The 19,232-nt window shown below is 68.1% G+C and carries 8 protein-coding genes and 1 pseudogene; all 9 read right to left on the reverse strand.

The features are described from left to right. Positions 1-54 precede the first annotated feature (54 nt). Positions 55-10,077, reverse strand: a pseudogene (locus ACTRO_RS45715) (amino acid adenylation domain-containing protein); the annotation flags it as partial. Between the two features lie 129 nt (positions 10,078-10,206). Continuing rightward, the gene (locus ACTRO_RS15940; RefSeq protein WP_034263868.1) at positions 10,207-11,223 is read right to left on the reverse strand and encodes a TauD/TfdA family dioxygenase; all 1,017 of its coding nucleotides are present in this window, start codon (positions 11,221-11,223) and stop codon (positions 10,207-10,209) included. A 71-nt stretch (positions 11,224-11,294) separates the two neighbouring features. Beyond that, positions 11,295-12,080 (reverse strand): SDR family NAD(P)-dependent oxidoreductase, encoded by a 786-nt coding sequence (locus ACTRO_RS15945; RefSeq protein WP_051450912.1) that lies wholly within the window; start codon positions 12,078-12,080, stop codon positions 11,295-11,297. 131 nt (positions 12,081-12,211) lie between these two features. Next, entirely contained in the window at positions 12,212-13,369 is a 1,158-nt protein-coding gene (locus ACTRO_RS15950; RefSeq protein ID WP_051450913.1) for an acyl-CoA dehydrogenase family protein, read from the reverse strand. Next, positions 13,366-14,946 carry an amino acid adenylation domain-containing protein gene (locus ACTRO_RS15955; protein WP_034263869.1) on the reverse strand — a complete coding sequence of 527 codons (1,581 nt, stop codon included), beginning with the start codon at positions 14,944-14,946 and terminating at the stop codon, positions 13,366-13,368. Before ACTRO_RS15955 ends, ACTRO_RS15950 begins: the two co-directional genes overlap by 4 nt. A gap of 108 nt (positions 14,947-15,054) precedes the next feature. Beyond that, complete coding sequence (locus tag ACTRO_RS15960) at positions 15,055-16,002, reverse strand: chlorinating enzyme (RefSeq protein WP_034263870.1); 948 nt, start codon at positions 16,000-16,002, stop codon at positions 15,055-15,057. Positions 16,003-16,085: 83 nt separating this feature from the next. After that, positions 16,086-17,126 (reverse strand): hypothetical protein, encoded by a 1,041-nt coding sequence (locus ACTRO_RS15965; RefSeq protein WP_051450914.1) that lies wholly within the window; start codon positions 17,124-17,126, stop codon positions 16,086-16,088. A gap of 80 nt (positions 17,127-17,206) precedes the next feature. Continuing rightward, a complete protein-coding gene (locus ACTRO_RS15970; protein ID WP_034263871.1) occupies positions 17,207-18,226 on the reverse strand; it encodes a pyridoxal phosphate-dependent aminotransferase in 1,020 nt (339 codons plus the stop codon). 138 nt (positions 18,227-18,364) lie between these two features. After that, positions 18,365-19,141, reverse strand: a complete 777-nt coding sequence (locus tag ACTRO_RS15975; protein ID WP_034263873.1) for a thioesterase II family protein — start codon at positions 19,139-19,141, stop codon at positions 18,365-18,367. Positions 19,142-19,232 lie beyond the last annotated feature (91 nt).

Here is a 19,232-nt window from a genome sequence, read left to right on the forward strand (position 1 = left end):
CTCTCCTTCTCCTGGTGATTGATTCCTTCGTTCGGTCCGGTCCTTGGTGTCCCTCTATGCGTTACTCCATTCCGCCTCGAACTCCGCCAGTTCGTCGGCGTCGAGTGACACCAGCGGCTCTCGTACGGGCGCGGCGACCGGGTTCTCGGCCGGCGTTTCGGCCCGGGCTTCAGCAAGCTTTTGGGTGATGCCGGTGACGGTCTTGCCGACGAACACGTCGCGCGGCGACAGAGACAGCCCGGCCTTGCGGGCCCGCGTCACGACCTGGATGGAGGCGATCGAGTCTCCGCCGAGTTCGAAGAAGCTGTCGTCGATCCCGATCCGCCCTGTCTCAAGCCCGAGGACCTCGGCGAACAGGTCACACAGCACCCTCTCCAGGGCGGTGCTCGGCATCCGGCCGCCCTCGGAGCCGGCGAACTCCGGCTCCGGCAGCGCCCGGCGATCCAGCTTCCCGGTCACCGTGACCGGCAGCTCTCCGAGTTCCACGAACGCCGAGGGCACCATGTAATCCGGCAGACTGGCGGCCACGTGGTTACGCAGAACCGTGACATCCATCGCGTCTCCAGCGACCGCGGGCACGACGTAGCCGATGAGCCTCTTGGCGCCGCCGGAGTCTGCGCGGGCGATGACGGCGACTTGGCCGACCGACGCATGGGCGCGAAGCACCGCTTCGATCTCACCCAGCTCGATCCGGAAGCCGCGCACCTTCACCTGGTCATCCGCGCGCCCGACGAACTCCAGCTCGCCATCAGCGGTCCAGCGCACCACGTCCCCGGTCCGGTACATCCGCTCACCCGCAGCACCGAACGGACACGCCACGAACCGCTCCGCCGTCAGACCCGGCCGGTTCACGTAACCCCGGGCCAGACCCGCACCCGCGATATACAACTCACCCGCCACCCCCGGACCCACCAACTGCAGATACGCATCCAGAACGAACACCCGCGTCCCGACGATCGGACCCCCGATCACCGGCACCGCCCCCGGCGCCAGCCCGCCCGAACCCGTCGCCCAGATCGTCGACTCCGTCGGCCCGTACGCATTCACCATCCGCCGACCCGGCGACCACCGGTCCACCAACTCCTGCGAGACCGCCTCACCCGCCACCACCAGCGTCGAGACCGACGGCACCGACCCCGGATCCAACGCCGCCAACACCGAGGGAATCAACGTCGCATGCGTCACCGCCTGATCCCGGATCAACGCCACCAACTGCGGCCCCGGCAAACGCGACTCACCCGGCGCCAACACCAACCGCGCCCCGGTCAGCAACGCCATACACACCTCGAACACGATCGCGTCGAACCCCGGCGACGAGAACTGCAACACCACACTGCCCGGCGTCACCCCCAGCGCCTCCACCTGCGCCCGCACCAACGACGCCACACCCCGATGCGCCACCGTCACACCCTTGGGCACACCCGTGGAACCCGAGGTGTAGATCATGTACGCGCCACTGTCCGCCGTCAGCGCACCACCGCGCTCCGCATCGACCAGATCCGCCGACGAGTAGGACGCCAGCAACTCCAGACACACCGGATCATCCACCAGCACCCGCGCCCCCGCGAACGGCTCAGCAGCCCACAACGTCTCGGACGAAGTGATCAGACACACCGGATCCGCATCCGCCAGCATGTGCCGGATCCGCTCCGGCGGATACGCCAGATCCACCGGCACGAACACCCCGCCGGCCTTCACCACCGCCAGCACCGAGACCACCCACTCCACCCCACGCGGCAAAGCCACCACCACCGGCGCCTCCCGGCAAACACCCGCAGCCACCAGCACCCGAGCCAGCCGATTCACCCGCACATTCAACTCACCGTAAGACCACCGCGAACCCTCACACACCAACGCCGTCGCCGAGCCATCCCGAGCCACCTGCCGCTCGAACAACCCCACCACCGACGCCGACTCCACAGCGACACCGGCACCCGAACCCGCCGCCAACACCACCGACCGCTCGCGCTCGGACAGCACCTCGATCCGCCCGACCAGCCGCCCCGGATCAGCCGCCACCAACTCCAGCAACCGAACCAGACGATCCGCCAGACCCCGCACAACCTCAGCACCGAACACATCAGGCCGGTAACCGACTTCCAGCTTCCATTCGGGCCCCGGCGTAACGGCGAGGCTCAACGGATAGTGGATGACCGGCGGGTGATCGTCGTCGAAGGCGCTGATCTCCAGATCCGTCGACCGGAGTATGCCTTCATCCCACGGCGCGTTCTGGAAGACGGTGGAGGTGTCGAACAGTTCGCTCAGACCGGTCTGCTTCTGAATCGCCGGCAGGCTCAGGTAGTGGAACGGGGTCAACGCAGCCTGCTGCTCCTGGATCCGCCCCAGCAACCCCTCCAACGACTCACCCGGGTCCAACCGCACCCGCACCGGAACCGTATTGATCAACAACCCGACAATGTCCTCCACCCCCGGCAACTCCGGAGGCCGACCCGAGACCGTCGCACCGAACACCACATCCCGCTGACCCGTCACCCCAGCCAGCAACAACGACCACACACCCTGCACCACCGTGTTCAACGTCAAACCCCGCGACCGCGCCACCACACCCAACGCGGCACTGCACTGCTCGCTCAGCCCATTGACCACGCGAGCCGGCAACACCGACAACGACGCATCCACCCCCGGAGCCACCAGAGTCGGCTCCTCCAGACCCTCCAGAACCCGACCCCACACCCCCAAACCCGCATCACGATCCTGCACCGAGAGCCACGCCAGATAATCCCGGAACTCCACCACCCCCGGCAGAACCGACCCATCACCCCCCGACTTGTACAACTCGAACAGATCACCCAACGCCCGCGACATCGACCAGCCATCCCACACCATGTGATGACTCGTCACCACCAACACATGACGATCCGCCGCCAACCGAACCAGCAACACCCGCACCAACGGCGGCACCGCCGGATCAAACCGCACCAGACGATCCGCCTCCAACAACCCCCGCACCCGCTCCGCCTGCACCCCCTCCTCAAGACCGGAGAGATCCACCTCCCGCCACGGAACCTCCACCCCACCCGCAACCACCTGCACCGGCTCACCCGAACGCCGCACCACAAACCCCGCACGCAGACTCGCATGCCGCCCCAACAACGCCCCGAACGCACCCCGCAAACCCACCACATCCACCACACCCGACAACACCAACGGCGCCTGCATCAGATACGGATCAGCCTTCTCCTCATCAAACAACGCATGAAAAAGCAGACCCTCCTGAAGAGGCGTCAACGGCCACACCTCCTCCACCGACCCGAACCCCGCCCCAATCTCCACCAACTCATCAGCATCCAACGACACCAACAGTTCCTGCGCGGACGCGACGGCCGGTTCCTCGGTCACCGATTCGGCGATGTTCTCCACGATCCCGGCGACGGTCTTGCCGGCGAACACGTCACGCGGCGACAGAGACAGCCCGGCCTTGCGGGCCCGCGTCGAGAGCTGGATCGAGGTGATCGAGTCCCCGCCGAGCTCGAAGAAGCTGTCGTCGATCCCGATCCGCCCGGTCCCCAACCCGAGGACCTCGGCGAACAGGTCACACAGCACCCTCTCCAGGGCGGTACTCGGCATCCGACCGTCCTCGGAACCGACGAACGCCGGCTCCGGCAGCGCACGCCGATCCAGCTTGCCGATCGCGGTGACCGGCAACGCCTCGAGCTCCACGAACGCCGAGGGCACCATGTAGTCCGGCAGACAGGCCGCCACGTGGTTACGCAGCACCGTGACGTCCATCGCGTCTCCGGCGACCGCGGGCACGACGTAGGCGATCAGCCGCTTGACACCCCCGGCGTCCCCGCGGGCGATCACCGCGACCTGGCCGACCGACGCGTGAGCCCGAAGCACCGCTTCGACCTCACCCAGCTCGATCCGGAAACCACGCACCTTCACCTGGTCATCCGCACGCCCGACGAACTCCAGCTCACCGTCCTCGGTCCAGCGCACCACGTCCCCGGTCCGGTACATCCGCTCACCTGGAGCCCCGAACGGACACGACACGAACCGCTCCGAAGTCAAACCCGGCCGGTTCACGTAACCCCGGGCCAGGCCCTCCCCAGCGAGATACAGCTCGCCGGCCACTCCGGGCGCCACCAGCCGGAGATGCGCGTCCAGGACGAAGGCCCGGTTGTCCACGATCGGACGGCCGACATGCGGAAGGACGTCGTTCACGATCCGGCTGAACGTCGAGTCGATCGTGCACTCGGTCGGGCCGTAGAAGTTGTACGCGATCGTCCGGCCGTCGCCGAGCTCGTTCCACAGCGACTCGTCCACCGCCTCGCCACCCAGCGACACGATGAGCGGCCGGTATCCGGGCGTGCTCAGCATCCCGGCCGCCAGCAGTTCCTTGGCGTGCAGGGGCGTGACGCTGAGCGAGTCGATGGCGTTGCGCGCCGAGTACTCGACCAGCGCGTGGGCGTCCCGGCGCAGGTCCTCACCGATCAGGTGCAGCTCGTGGCCGGCGATCATCCGCAGCAGGTCCGCCCAGGCCGCGTCGAATCCGAAGCCTGATATCAGTGCGACGCTGAGCCGGCGGCCGCCCGCGGCGGCGACGGTCGGCGCCATGTAGCCGATGTTCTGTGCGTGGAACATGTTGACGACGTTGCGGTGGGTGACGGCCACGCCCTTCGGCCGACCGGTCGACCCCGACGTGTGGATCACGTACGCCACGTGCGTGGGCAGCAGCGGGCGGACCAGATCGGCATCGGTGGGGTCGAATGACCCGGCACCGGTCTCGAGGTCCTCCACGAGCAGGACCCCGGCGACGCCGTCGGCCGGAAGCGACGGGGCGAGTTCCCGGTTCGTCAGCACCACCGCGGGGCGGACGTCCGCCAGCAGTTCCGCGACGCGGTCCGCCGGCCAGGACAGCTCGACGGGCACGTAGGCGCAGCCCGCCTTGAGGATGCCGAGGACGGCCGTCACCGAGTCGAGGGACCGGGGCAGCATCACCGCCACCAGGTCGTCGGCTCCCGCGCCGAGGCCGATCAGCCGATGCGCGAGATGGTTGGCGCGAGCGTTGAGCTCGGCGTAGGTCAGTTCGAAGCCCTCGTAGACCAGGGCGACGTCGTCGGGGGTCAGCTCGGCCTGGGCCTGGAACAGCTCAGGCAGCGTCTCGCCCCGATCGGGCCCTTCGGTGCTGCACCAGCGGTCGAGGAGCACCGAGCGCTCGTGCTCGGAGAGGAACTCGATCCGTCCGACCAGCTGCCCGGGATTGTCCGCGACGACTTCCAGCAGCCGGACCATCCGATCCGCCAGGCCCTGCACGACCTCGGTGCTGAACACGTCGGGCCGGTAACTGAGCTCGAACCGCAGATCCGCTCCAGGGAACACATCGACGCTCAGCGGGTAGTGGGTGAATCCCGGTGCGTCGTCGTCGTAGGAGGTGATCTCCAGATCCGTGGACCGCAGCACGCCGTCGTCGAAGGGTGCGTTCTGGAAGACGGTGGAGGTGTCGAACAGTTCGCCCAGTCCGGTCTGGCGTTGGATCGCCGCGAGCCCGAGGTAGTGGAACGGGGTCAGCGCAGCCTGCTGCTCCTGGATCCGCCCCAGCAGCCCCTGCAAGGACTCACCCGGGTCCAACCGCACTCGCACCGGAACCGTATTGATCAACAACCCGACGATGTCCTCGACCCCCGGCAACTCCGGAGGCCGACCCGAGACCGTCGCACCGAACACCACGTCCCGCTGACCCGTCACCCCGGCCAGCAGCAACGCCCACACACCCTGAACCACCGTGTTCAACGTCAAACCACGCGAACGCGCCACCACACCCAACGCGGCACTCGTCTCCACACTCAACCCACCCACGACCCGCGCCGGCAACACCGACAACGACGCATCCACCCCCGGAGCCACCAAAGTCGGCTCCTCCAAACCCTCCAGAACCCGACCCCACACCTCCAGCCCCGCATCACGATCCTGCACCGAGAGCCACGCCAGATAATCCCGGAACTCCACCGCCTCCGGCAGAACCGACCCATCACCGCCCGACTTGTACAGCTCGAACAGGTCCCCCAACGCCCGCGACATCGACCAGCCATCCCACACCATGTGATGACTCGTCACTACCAAGACGTGGAGATCCGCCGCCAGCCGGACCAGCAGCACCCGCACCAGCGGCGGCACCGCCGGATCGAACCGCACCAGACGGTCCGCCTCCAACAGCTCCTGCACCCGCTCCGCCTGCACCCCCTCGTCGAGACCGGACAGATCGACCTCGCGCCAGGGAACCTCCACGCCACCCGCAACCACCTGCACCGGCTCACCCGAACGCCGCACCACAAACCCCGCACGCAGACTCGCATGCCGATCCAGCAAAGCCGCGAACGCACCCCGCAGACCCACCACATCCACCACACCCGACAGCAGCAACGGGATCTGGCCGATGTAGGCGTCGGCCGGCTCGCCACCGTCCGCTGAACGCCGGTCGTCGTGCCCGGTTCCCTGCTGGTCGTAGAGGGTGTGGAAGAGCAGCCCCTCCTGGAGCGGCGTCAGTGGCAGCACCTCTTGCACCGACGTGAACTGCGTCTCGATCTCCGCCAGTTCGTCAGGGTCCAGCGACACCAACTGCTCCGCCGCTGGCGCGACGGCCGGCTCCTCAGTCTCCGATTCGTTGAGGATCTGGACGATCCCGGCGACGGTCTTGCCAGCGAACACGTCACGCGGCGGCAGAGACATACCAGCCTTGCGAACCCTGGCCGAGAGCTGGATCGAGGTGATCGAGTCCCCGCCGAGTTCGAAGAAGCTGTCGTCGATCCCGATCCGCCCTGTCTCAAGCCCGAGGACCTCGGCGAACAGGTCACACAGCACCCTCTCCAGGGCGGTGCTCGGCATCCGGCCGCCCTCGGAGCCGGCGAACTCCGGCTCCGGCAGCGCCCGGCGATCCAGCTTCCCGGTCACCGTGACCGGCAGCTCTCCGAGTTCCACGAACGCCGAGGGCACCATGTAATCCGGCAGACTGGCGGCCACGTGGTTACGCAGAACCGTGACATCCATCGCGTCTCCAGCGACCGCGGGCACGACGTAGCCGATGAGCCTCTTGGCGCCGCCGGAGTCTGCGCGGGCGATGACGGCGACTTGGCCGACCGACGCATGGGCGCGAAGCACCGCTTCGATCTCACCCAGCTCGATCCGGAAGCCGCGCACCTTCACCTGGTCATCCGCGCGCCCGACGAACTCCAGCTCGCCATCAGCGGTCCAGCGCACCACGTCCCCGGTCCGGTACATCCGCTCACCCGCAGCACCGAACGGACACGCCACGAACCGCTCCGCCGTCAGACCCGGCCGGTTCACGTAACCCCGGGCCAGACCCGCACCCGCGATATACAACTCACCCGCCACCCCCGGACCCACCAACTGCAGATACGCATCCAGAACGAACACCCGCGTCCCGACGATCGGACCCCCGATCACCGGCACCGCCCCCGGCGCCAGCCCGCCCGAACCCGTCGCCCAGATCGTCGACTCCGTCGGCCCGTACGCATTCACCATCCGCCGACCCGGCGACCACCGGTCCACCAACTCCTGCGAGACCGCCTCACCCGCCACCACCAGCGTCGAGACCGACGGCACCGACCCCGGATCCAACGCCGCCAACACCGAGGGAATCAACGTCGCATGCGTCACCGCCTGATCCCGGATCAACGCCACCAACTGCGGCCCCGGCAAACGCGACTCACCCGGCGCCAACACCAACCGCGCCCCGGTCAGCAACGCCATACACACCTCGAACACGATCGCGTCGAACCCCGGCGACGAGAACTGCAACACCACACTGCCCGGCGTCACCCCCAGCGCCTCCACCTGCGCCCGCACCAACGACGCCACACCCCGATGCGCCACCGTCACACCCTTGGGCACACCCGTGGAACCCGAGGTGTAGATCATGTACGCGCCACTGTCCGCCGTCAGCGCACCACCGCGCTCCGCATCGACCAGATCCGCCGACGAGTAGGACGCCAGCAACTCCAGACACACCGGATCATCCACCAGCACCCGCGCCCCCGCGAACGGCTCAGCAGCCCACAACGTCTCGGACGAAGTGATCAGACACACCGGATCCGCATCCGCCAGCATGTGCCGGATCCGCTCCGGCGGATACGCCAGATCCACCGGCACGAACACCCCGCCGGCCTTCACCACCGCCAGCACCGAGACCACCCACTCCACCCCACGCGGCAAAGCCACCACCACCGGCGCCTCCCGGCAAACACCCGCAGCCACCAGCACCCGAGCCAGCCGATTCACCCGCACATTCAACTCACCGTAAGACCACCGCGAACCCTCACACACCAACGCCGTCGCCGAGCCATCCCGAGCCACCTGCCGCTCGAACAACCCCACCACCGACGCCGACTCCACAGCGACACCGGCACCCGAACCCGCCGCCAACACCACCGACCGCTCGCGCTCGGACAGCACCTCGATCCGCCCGACCAGCCGCCCCGGATCAGCCGCCACCAACTCCAGCAACCGAACCAGACGATCCGCCAGACCCCGCACAACCTCAGCACCGAACACATCAGGCCGGTAAGCGAGGTCGAACCGCAGGCTTGCGCCGGGGAACACCGCGAGACTCAGCGGATAGTGGGCAAAGCCGCGGGATTCGCTGCTGCCGGCCGGGAGGACGTCCAGGTCCTCGCCGCGGAGAAAGCCCGCGTCCCAGAAGTCGTCCTCCGACTGCTGGGCGAAGTTCCCGAACGCCGTGGACGTGTCGAACAGTTCGCCGAGTCCGGTCTGGCGTTGGATCGCCGGCAGGCTCAGGTAGTGGAACGGGGTCAACGCAGCCTGCTGCTCCTGAATCCGCCCCAACAACCCCTCCAACGACTCACCCGGATCCAGCGACACCCGCACCGGAACCGTATTGATCAACAACCCGACAATGTCCTCCACCCCCGGCAACTCCGGAGGCCGACCCGACACCGTCGCACCGAACACCACATCCCGCTGACCCGTCACCCCAGCCAGCAACAACGACCACACACCCTGCACCACCGTGTTCAACGTCAAACCCCGCGACCGCGCCACCACACCCAACGCGGCACTCGTCTCCACACTCAAAGCGCCAACCACCCGCGCCGGCAACACCGACAACGACGCATCCACCCCCGGAGCCACCAAAGTCGGCTCCTCCAGACCCTCCAGAACCCGACCCCACACCCCCAAACCCGCATCACGATCCTGCACCGAGAGCCACGCCAGATAATCCCGGAACTCCACCACCCCCGGCAGAACCGACCCATCACCCCCCGACTTGTACAACTCGAACAGATCACCCAACGCCCGCGACATCGACCAGCCATCCCACACCATGTGATGACTCGTCACCACCAACACATGACGATCCGCCGCCAACCGAACCAGCAACACCCGCACCAACGGCGGCACCGCCGGATCAAACCGCACCAGACGATCCGCCTCCAACAACCCCCGCACCCGCTCCGCCTGCACCCCCTCCTCAAGACCGGAGAGATCCACCTCCCGCCACGGAACCTCCACCCCACCCGCAACCACCTGCACCGGCTCACCCGAACGCCGCACCACAAACCCCGCACGCAGACTCGCATGCCGCCCCAACAACGCCCCGAACGCACCCCGCAAACCCACCACATCCACCACACCCGACAACACCAACGGCGCCTGCATCAGATACGGATCAGCCTTCTCCTCATCAAACAACGCATGGAAAAGCAGACCCTCCTGAAGAGGCGTCAACGGCCACACCTCCTCCACCGACCCGAACCCCGCCCCAATCTCCACCAACTCATCAGCATCCAACGACACCAACGGCTCACCCACCGGCACGAACCCGGTGCCGGCGCCGACCTCGGTGGCCGCCGCCGCCAGCGCCGCCACCGTCTCGCCCTCGAAGACGTCGCGATAGTCCACGACGAGTCCGGCGTCGCGCGCCAGGGTCACCAGTTGGATCGAGGTGATCGAGTCCCCGCCGAGCTCGAAGAAGCTGTCGTCGATCCCGACTTCTTCGAGCTCGAGCCCGAGGACCTCAGCGAACAGGCCGCACAGCAGCGTCTCCCGGGAGGTGCTCGGCGCCTGACCGCCCTCGGAACCGGCGAACTCCGGTATCTCGGCGATGTGCGAGCCTGAACGGTTCATTTCGTCGGCCTCTTTTCTGGGCAGTCGGATTGACGGTGCGTGTGGGGGCGGTGCGTGCGTGGTCGGTGGATCAGCCGTGCGCTACAGCAGCACGCGGCAGGTGGGGTCGGCGCCGTCGCCGAACAGATCGCGGCTGACGATGATCTTCCGCAGCCAGCGGTCGGTGCCGTCGTACCGCGCCTTGAAGGACTCCCGGGCGTGCACGACACTGTGGTTGTCGATGATCAGCAGCGTGCCCTGGGCCGCGACCAGCGGCCGGCGCACCCGGTCCAGCTCGACCTGCAGCGCGGTCAGCGCCCGCTCGGCCGTCGGATCGTCGCCGATGCACCGCATGTAGGGCACGTCCAGCCGGATGTTCGGGTCCAGCACGTCGCCGAAGAGCACGGAGACCGGCTGCGGATGGTCGCGCATCTCGATCGCGCGCTGCAGTGCCGGGTCGTCCGGCGCCCGCAGCTCCAGCTGCCGGATGTGCTCGTCGTCGGGCAGGATGTGGAAACGGTCCTCGAACAGCACCCTGCGGTACTCGTCGCTGAGCACGACGTCGCGGATCGCCGCCGCATAGGTGGGCACGGCGTCGTGGTTGCGGACGCCGAACAGCATGATGTAGTCGCAGGAGTCCGGGCGGAACGCGTCGTCGGTGTGGAACATCAGGAACGCGTCGCTGCCGTGTCCGCTCTCCCGTCGCTCGTCGCCCCGGATCGGGAAGACGTCCTGGATGAGCCGGCCGCGCTGCAGCGTCGCCCAGGAGAACGGATCGCCCAGGACCGAGGCGCAGAGCGCCATGTAGACGTCGGATTCGATCGTCGAGTCGTAGCCGTCGGGACGCTCCCAGTGCTGCGGGGTCGGCCCGACGGCCGCGTCGCCGACCGGGAAGCCGTGCACCTGGCAGGCCGTCGAGGACCGGTCGTTGCGGAAGTCCTCGAGAAAGCCGCGCAGGCCCTCGGGCACCAGACCCTGGCACCCCGCGTACTTCTGGTAGAACTCCGGTTCGACGGGAGAGAGCCCGCTCTCCACCAGCTCGCGCTGGCCGTCCAGCAGAACGTCGACCTCGGGTCGTTTCAGCGTGTATTCCCTTGTGCGCGCGTACGTGGCGTACATATGGCATCCTCCGACACCAGTTCGGGTTCACTTCCAGGACCGATCATCTTCACTCCGATCTTCACCGATCCCTATCCAGGCGGAAATCCGATCGAAGCCAACTCATCCGCGCGGATTCCGGCGGCATACGCCGTACCGAAATCGGATGTCGTGCTGCCCGCGATCTCTCCGCCGTCGATGACGATTTCCTGACCGGTGATGAACCGTGCTTCCTCCGACGCCAGGTAATAGAAGGCGGATGCGATCTCCTCGGGGTCGGCATGCCGGCCCGCCGGAATCCGGACGTTCACCGCGTCGAGCATCTGGGGCGTGTACTCGGCGAGTTGCATCGGCGTAGACACGGCGCCGGGTGACACGCAGGCCACCCGGATCCTCGGGCTCAGCTCCATGGCGAACGTGCGGCAGAGCGCGAGCACGCCGGCCTTCGTGGCGTTGTAGTCCGCGTAGTACGGGAAACCCCGGTGCGCGTTGACGGACGAGGTGGCGAGCAGCACGCCGGAGCCTCGCTCCGCCATGCGGCGGGCCGCCGCCTGCCACATCGCCAGCACACCCAGCATGTTGACCTCGGCCAGCCGGCGCGCCTCGAACTCGGTGATGTCGAAGACACCATGCCGAATGCTGATCCCGGCATTCGCTATCGCGACGTCGATCCGTCCGTGTTCGTCATGGACAAGGCCGACGGCCCTTTCCACCGCGGACCAGTCGGCGATGTCGGTCTCGATCCAGGAGACGCCTTCGGCGGCTGAGTCCGGCGGCTGCACATCGAGGTTGTAGACCTGGTCCCCCGCCCTTAGGAATCGCAGCGCGGTCGCGCGGCCGATGCCGCTCGAAGCGCCGGATATCAGAATGACTCGCACGAGAACCTCCAGTCAGAAGTTAGACGCTCCCACCATCGTGGCAGCGAAGCCTTTTGATATCCCAGGCATTTCCCCGGCAATTGTCTTGAGCAGGCCGGGAATTCGCCCGAGGGTCCGGCTCGCGAACCGGATCAGCCCATTTCGAAAATCAGGTCCCGCAGCAGTTCGCTGGCGCCGGCGGCGATGGTTCCCGCGATCGCGTCGCGATGGAGGCGGGCCGCGGCCGCCTCGTCGCGATAGCCGCGGGCGCCCTGGTACTGGACCAGCGTCTGAGCGGCGGCGACGGCCAGTTCGGTGGCCTTGAGCTTGAGGATCGAGGCGACCCGGGTGTCGAGGCGGCCTCGGCTGTGCAGCCAGGCCGCGTGGTACGCGTAGTTCCGGACGAGTGCCAGATCGCTGTCGAGCTCGGCGATCCGATGCCGGACCGCCTGGTTCGCGGCGAGGGGCGCGTCTTTGACCTGGTGGTCGCGGACGAACCGGTTGAGCAGTTCCAGGCAGTGCGCGACGCCGCCGACGGCCAGGAGGCCCGCCGCCAGACGCTCGAAGTCGAGTCCGCGCATGAGGTGCATCAGTGCCTTGTCCCGCCGCCCGAGAAGCCGGTCCGCGGGGACCGCGACGTCGGAGAACTCGACGTCGCACACGTCCGCGCTGTGCCAGCCCAGCATCGGCCGAGGGGTACGCGACACGCCCGGGCTGTCCGCGTCGACGATCACCAGGCTGGCACCGCTCAGGCCCCGGCCGCCTCGCTCCTCGCCGGTTCTGGCGAGCACGACGAAGAAGTCGGCCTGGGACCCGTTGGCGATGTGGCACTTGCGGCCGGTGACCCGGTAGCCGAGTTCGCCCACGGGCTCCGCACGCGTGCCCAGATGACGCAGATCCGACCCGGCGTTCTCCTCGCTGATCGCCAGCGCCGCGATCCGCTCTCCCCGGCGAGCCGCCGGCACGTAGGCTTCCTGTTGCTCGGCCGTGCCGAAGAGCAGCAGGTAGGAGAGCGCCATGTACGCGTGGACGCCGACCGCGGCGCGGATTCCGGCATAGCCGGTTCGGCCGAGTTCCTCGAGGAAGACGGCGCTGCTCAGGAAGTCCTCACCGTCGTGGCCGAACTCCAGCAGCCCGGCGGAACCGAGCGCCCGCCACCCCTGCCGGGAGACGAACCCCCGGGCTTCCCACTCGTCCGCATGCGGAATGACGCAACGGTCGAGCTCGTCGCGGATCCGCGAACGGAGGGCGAGGTGTTCGTCGGTGAGCCCGGAGACGTCGTCGGCGGGAAGCGTCAGGACACTGTTCATGCCTCCGCGTCCCTCGCCTGCCGGGTCGACAGCAGGGCACTGCGGTCGACCTTGCCCGTCGCCGACAGCGGCAGCGACGCGCAGATCTCGATGTCCGAGGGAATCATGTAGCCGGGCAGCCGCTCGCGCAGGAAGGCGCGGATCGACTGCCGGGTGAGGCTCTCGTCCGCCGGCACCGCGAACGCCACGAGCCGCTTCTCGCTGTAGGCGTTCGCCTCGTAGGTGACATAGCTCTGCTTGACCTGGGGATGCATGTCGAGATGATGGGCGACCTCGCCCAGCTCGATCCGGAAGCCGTTGATCTTCACCTGGTCGTCGAGCCGGCCCTGGAAGACCAGGTTCCCGTCGTCGTCGAGATAGGCGCGGTCACCGGTCCGGTAGAGCCGTTCCACGACGCCGTCGATCTCGCCCTCGACGAAACGCTCGCGAGTCTCCTCCGGTCGCCCCAGATATCCCGGACTGAGCCCGGGGCCGGCCAGCAGTACCTCGCCGACCTGGTCTGGAGAGCAGAGTTCGCCCGCCTCGACCACGTACGCACGGGTGTTCTGGATCGGGCGGCCGATGGGCAGGGCCGTCTGGTCCGCGGCGAGCCGCCGGACCGGGTAGTAGGTGGCGAACGTCGTGCACTCGGTCGGACCGTAGACGCTGACGAGCCGGTCCGGTCCGTAACACTGCAGCGCCTTCTCGATGTGCGTCAGCGAATGCGCCTCACCGCCGGTGAGGATCGTCTCGACGCACGCGAGGGTCTGCGGCGCCTCGTCCACGATCGTGTTGAACAGGGCCGTCGTCAGGAACACGACGGTGACACCGTGGGTCTCCAGGACCTGCCGGAGTTCGGAGAGGCTGACGTAAGGGAGCGGATAGAGCACGCAGGTCCCGCCGTGCAGCAGCGCACCCCAGATCTCGAACGTCGCGGCGTCGAAGGAGGCGGTGGCCAGCTGCAGCAGCCTGCTGTTCTCGTCCAGGCGCGCGTAGGTGGCGCCGAAGACCAGCCGGGTGATGCTGCGATGCCGGATCGGGACGCCCTTGGGCCGGCCGGTCGAACCGGAGGTGAAGTTGATGTAGGCGATGTCCTCGGGAGCCACCGACGTCGCGGGATTCTGAGATTCCCCGGTCAGGTCGGGCCCGCTCACGGGCAGGACCCGGCATCCCGGGAAGCGGTCCCCCGCCGGGACGGCGGGATTGGACAGGACATGGGTGCAGTTCGCGTCGTCCAGCAGAGCCTTTATTCGCTCGGCCGGCCACGAGGCGTCGAACGGCAGATACGCGGCTCCGCACTTGACCACGGCCAGGAGCGCGACGATCAGCTCCGGCGAGCGCCCCAGGAGCACGCCCACCGCCTCGCCGGGCCGCAGCCCGGACTCCGTCAGCCGCGCGGCCAGGACGTTCGCCTGCCGGTTGAGCTCCCGGTAGCTCAGGACGGTGTCCCCGTGGATCACCGCCACCGCGTCGGGAGCGCGGTCGGCACAGCGCTCGAAGAGCTCTTTGACGCTCTCCCCGTCGGGATAGGGGACACCGGTCTGATTGATCCGGCGGTGGGCTGCCAGGGCTTTGTCGTCACAAATCAGGTTCAGCATGGGGCACCTCCATCGTGCGGTCGAGGTCTCGGGCGGGCGGCCGCGGTGCGTTGCGCGCCGCAACCGCCCGCCCGAGAGTCCTTCCTTCCGAGACCGCGCCGGCCGCGGTCAGCTCTGCCGGGTCGGGAACGGGTATCCGTTGACCGTGGTCTCGACGAACCGGTTGTGGCCGTACTCGTCCTTCCCCGAGGTCAGGACGTTGCCGAACTTCTCCAGGCTGGCACCGCCGCCGAACTCCTCGAGCGCGTCCGAGTACGGATAGACCCGTACGGAGGTCGGCAGGTAGCGGGCCGCGAAGCCGAGCCGCATCTCGTCGGTGCGGGCGCTGTGCGGGTGGGACGCGTGCATCAGCGTCGACCAGAAGATGATGAACTGGCCCTGGCGCATCACCTGGGACTCGGCCTTGGCCTCGTCCGGCTTCCAGTCGGGGTCCTTCTGCAGCTGCCGGTAGTCGTAGCCGAAGAAACCCCGCTTGACTCCGTCCTTCTCCACCTGGTTGATGGTCTCGGCGTCGTAGCTCATGGTCTTGGACTCGTCGTAGTTCATGGTCTTGTGGGAGCCGGGGATGAACTGCAGGCAGCCGTTGTCGACGGAGGCCTCCGTGAACGCCGCCCAGACGGTGATGGTGCCGCCGAACTCGGCGTCCTCGGGCCAGACGATCTGCGGGTGCTTCGAGCCGGCCACGTTGGAGAAGTTGTCGGCCTGGTGCCAGTCGGTGCCCTCGTCGCCCGGGTACTTGGGGAAGAACTCGCTGCGCCAGCACAGGGTGTCGCGGCCGAGGATGCTCGCCACCCGGTCGACGATCTCCGGGCGGGTGATGTGCTCGGCCAGGAAGTCGACGTCCAGGTGACGGTCGTAGTTGGACAGGTTGGTGTTGCCCGAGATCGACTGCTTGGCGCTGTAGATCGCCTTGCGGGTGTCGATCAGCTTCGGGCGCAGCGCCTTGAGGTTCTGCGCCATCTCCGCCGTCTCGTACAGGTCGAACGGGCCGATGAACCCGTTGCGGTGGAACTGCTCGAGTTCGGCCGGGCTCAGTTCGAAGGTCTCTCGTTCCATTTCTCGCCTTTCGCGGATCGCCGACCGCCCACCGGGAGCGGCTCGGCCTACGGGAAGTCAGGGGTCGTGGGGCCGGCGCCGGGCTACGGCTTCTTCGAAAGGACGACACCGAACTGCAGGCCGGTGGAGTCGGCACGCGGGTCCGGCTCGGCGACGGCCTCGACGGTCAGGCCGAGCCGCTCGAACAGCGCGTCCCACCACTCGCGGGTCTGCAGCCGCTGCTCGGTGACCGTGTGGATGAGGAAGTAGGGGTTGTAGAACGCGAGCGCCAGTCCGTGGCTGCCCATGACGGGGGCGAGCGGCTTGTGGTCCATCTCGACGACCATCCACCGCGCCTCGGGGTAGGCCTCGAACGTGTCCGCGAGCAGGCGCTCGACGACTTCCTGGCCTTCCTGCTGCAGGACCTCCTGGAGTACGAACGCGGTCATGAAGCAGATGCCGCGGCCGCCGTCGGGGAGGCCGAGCCGCGTCGCGTCCTGCGCGGCGCCCTGCACCAGCTCCATCCGGCCGTCGAGTCCGAGGTCGGCGCGGCGGCGCTCGCCGAGGGTGATCGACCCCGCGTTCGGCTCGACGCCGAGGCCGCGCAGGCCGGGCTTGACGACCAGCAGGTCCATCAGGAAGCTGCCGTCGCCGCAGCCGAGGTCCACGATCTTCTCCGGCCCGCCGTCCACTTCCACCTGGGCGAGCAGCTTCTCGACCAGCGGCAGCGCGTCGTAGGCACCGATTCCGCAGCTGCCCTCGCCGACCTTGGTCGTGTTGCGCGACGCGTAGATCGACCCGTCCCGGAGCACGTCCCCGAGCTGGTCCATGGACGGGGCGTAGCCGCCGACCAGCATCTCGTACCAGGGGGCGAAGGTCTGGACCTCCACGCCCCGGGAGCTGAGGGACCAGCCGTCGTCGAGCACCGTGTAGCCCTCGTTGCGCAGGTAGCGCAGAAGGCCGCCGACGCGGTACGCGTCGAGTTCGAGGCGCTCGGCGAGGGCCTCGGCCGACAGGCCCGGCTCCTTCACGAGGGCCGCGAACAGGCCCTCGTGGAGGGCGTGGTGCAGGGCCTGAGCCAGGAAGAAGTAGCGGACCGGCTGCGTGTTGTGGATCAGTCGGCGTTCGAAATCGTCGTCGAGCATGAAGGATTCGCCTTCCTTAAAAGGTGATCAGGTGAGCGGCCGGGCCTACCCGTCCGAGATGGTGGTGTGGTGCTGTTTCGCTACTTCGCGACGCGGCCGAGGCTGGCGCCGAGGCGCGCCTGGTCGTCCCAGGAGCCGACACTGATCCGCAGCCAGCCGGCCAGGCCGACCGCCGCGCAGTCCTTGACCCGGACGAGGTCGCGGTCGAACTGGCGGGACATGGGCGCTGACGCCCATTCCCACGGCTTGGCCAGGACGAAGTTCGTCTCGGTCTCACGGACCTCGGCGAACAGTCCGCTGCCGCGCAGGGTCTCGCACAAGGCGGTCCTCGCCTCAAGGACGTGCGCGGTGAGGCGCACCATGAATTCGGGCTCTTCGAGGAGTCCCGCGGCGGCGTTGAGGCTGACCGCGTCGATCGGCATGAAGCGGCGTACCGGTTCCAGCCGCTCGATGACCGTGGACTCGCCGATCAGGCAGCCGAGTCTGATGCCGGCCAGCCCGGCGGCCTTGGAGAAACTCCGGTAGACGAGCAGGCCCTTGTCCACGGCGCCGTCCGGAGCCTCGTCGCGGGCGGCGTGCAGGACGCTCGGACGCGTGGAGAACTCGTGGTAGGTCTCGTCGATGAACACGTACTGCGCTTTTGCACGTACCGCGTCGATCCACGCGGCCGGCAGCAGGTTTCCCGTCGGATTGCCGGGCTGAGCCAGGAAGACCATGTCCCCCTCGCCGAGCCCCTGATCCGGCGGCGATGCCGGCTGCCAGTCCGGGCCGAGCGCGATCGGGTGGAACCGCTTGCCGTTGGCCCGGATCCGGTCCTCGTACCCGTCGAAACCGGGGCGCGTGCCCCAGCCTCGCTCGACGAGCGAGAGGGCGATGTCCACCGCCTCGTCGACGCCCGCGGTCAGCAGGATCCGGTCCGGAGCGACCCCGACGTGGGCGGCCGCCAGTTCGGTCACCTCCTCCATCAGGCCACGGGGATAGCGGTGCAGCCGTCCCGCGGCGTCGATGACGCGCTTGGCCGCCAGGGCCGGCGGTCCTATCGGGCTTTCATTCCAGTCGAGCAGCGCTTCTCCGTCAGCCGGCGCATGGGCCGCAACCACTTTCCCGCCTCCGATTCTTCCTTTCCGGCTCTTTCTCTTGTCATTTATTACTATGCCGCGCCGTCCGGAGCCTTTCCAGGCAACGATCCGGCAATTGCATGCGGCAGTTCGGATTGCGGTAGCCGCCCCCGGAAGGGTTCAGCTGTAGGCCTCGTCGAGGACCCCGGGAATCCCGGACACGCCGCCGATGAACGCACTCAGCGCGTCGGCGACGACCGCGAGGTTGCCCGGATCGAGAAGGAAGAAATGGTCACCGGGATAGATCCGGATATCGCAGTGCCCGCTGGTCCGGGCCGCCCACGCATCCAGATCGCGCACGTCGACATAGGGGTCCTCGGAGCCCGCGAGCACGGTCAGCGGCTGAGTCAGCAGCCTGGTCTCGGCGACGTGCGAGGCCTCGATGTCGAGCTCGGTGTCGTGCCGGAAGAGCTGGATCAGCCGATCGCGCCAGTACGGCTCGCCGAGCAGCTGCGGAGCGGTGTTGCCCAGCTCGTCGAGGAACGAGCCGACCTCTTCGTCGGACATGGCGAGGATGGGGGCCAGCGCGACGTGCGCGGGCCGCCGGGCGCTGACGATGATCCCGGAGCAGATCTCCGGCACCGACCGGGCCAGGGCGACGGCGAGGCTCGCGCCCAGGCTGTGGCCGAGCAGGAAGGTCGGCAGCTCCGGGCGCGCGGCGAGGTCGTCGACCACGCCCCGCATGATCTCGGGGAAGGTCGTCGCGGCCGGTTCGCCGAACCGGCGCTCGCGGCCGGGCAGCGCCACGCCGAGCAGCTCGACGGAGTCCGGCAGCAGGGTCACGAGCGGCCGGAGCGCGCTCGCGCCGGCCGCGGCGTACGGGAAGACGACCAGACGGCAGCTGGGTGCGCCGCCGGCCTTGCGCAGAGGGAAAATCCAGTCCGGCCTCTTAGACATGTGATCAGGACCTTTCTGCTCCGAATCCGTATCAGGCGATAGAGGCGATCGGCCGAGCGGCGGGGCCCGAAGGACCCCGCCGCCGACCCGC

The organism is Actinospica robiniae DSM 44927 (assembly GCF_000504285.1).
GTDB classification, from domain to species: domain Bacteria; phylum Actinomycetota; class Actinomycetes; order Streptomycetales; family Catenulisporaceae; genus Actinospica; species Actinospica robiniae.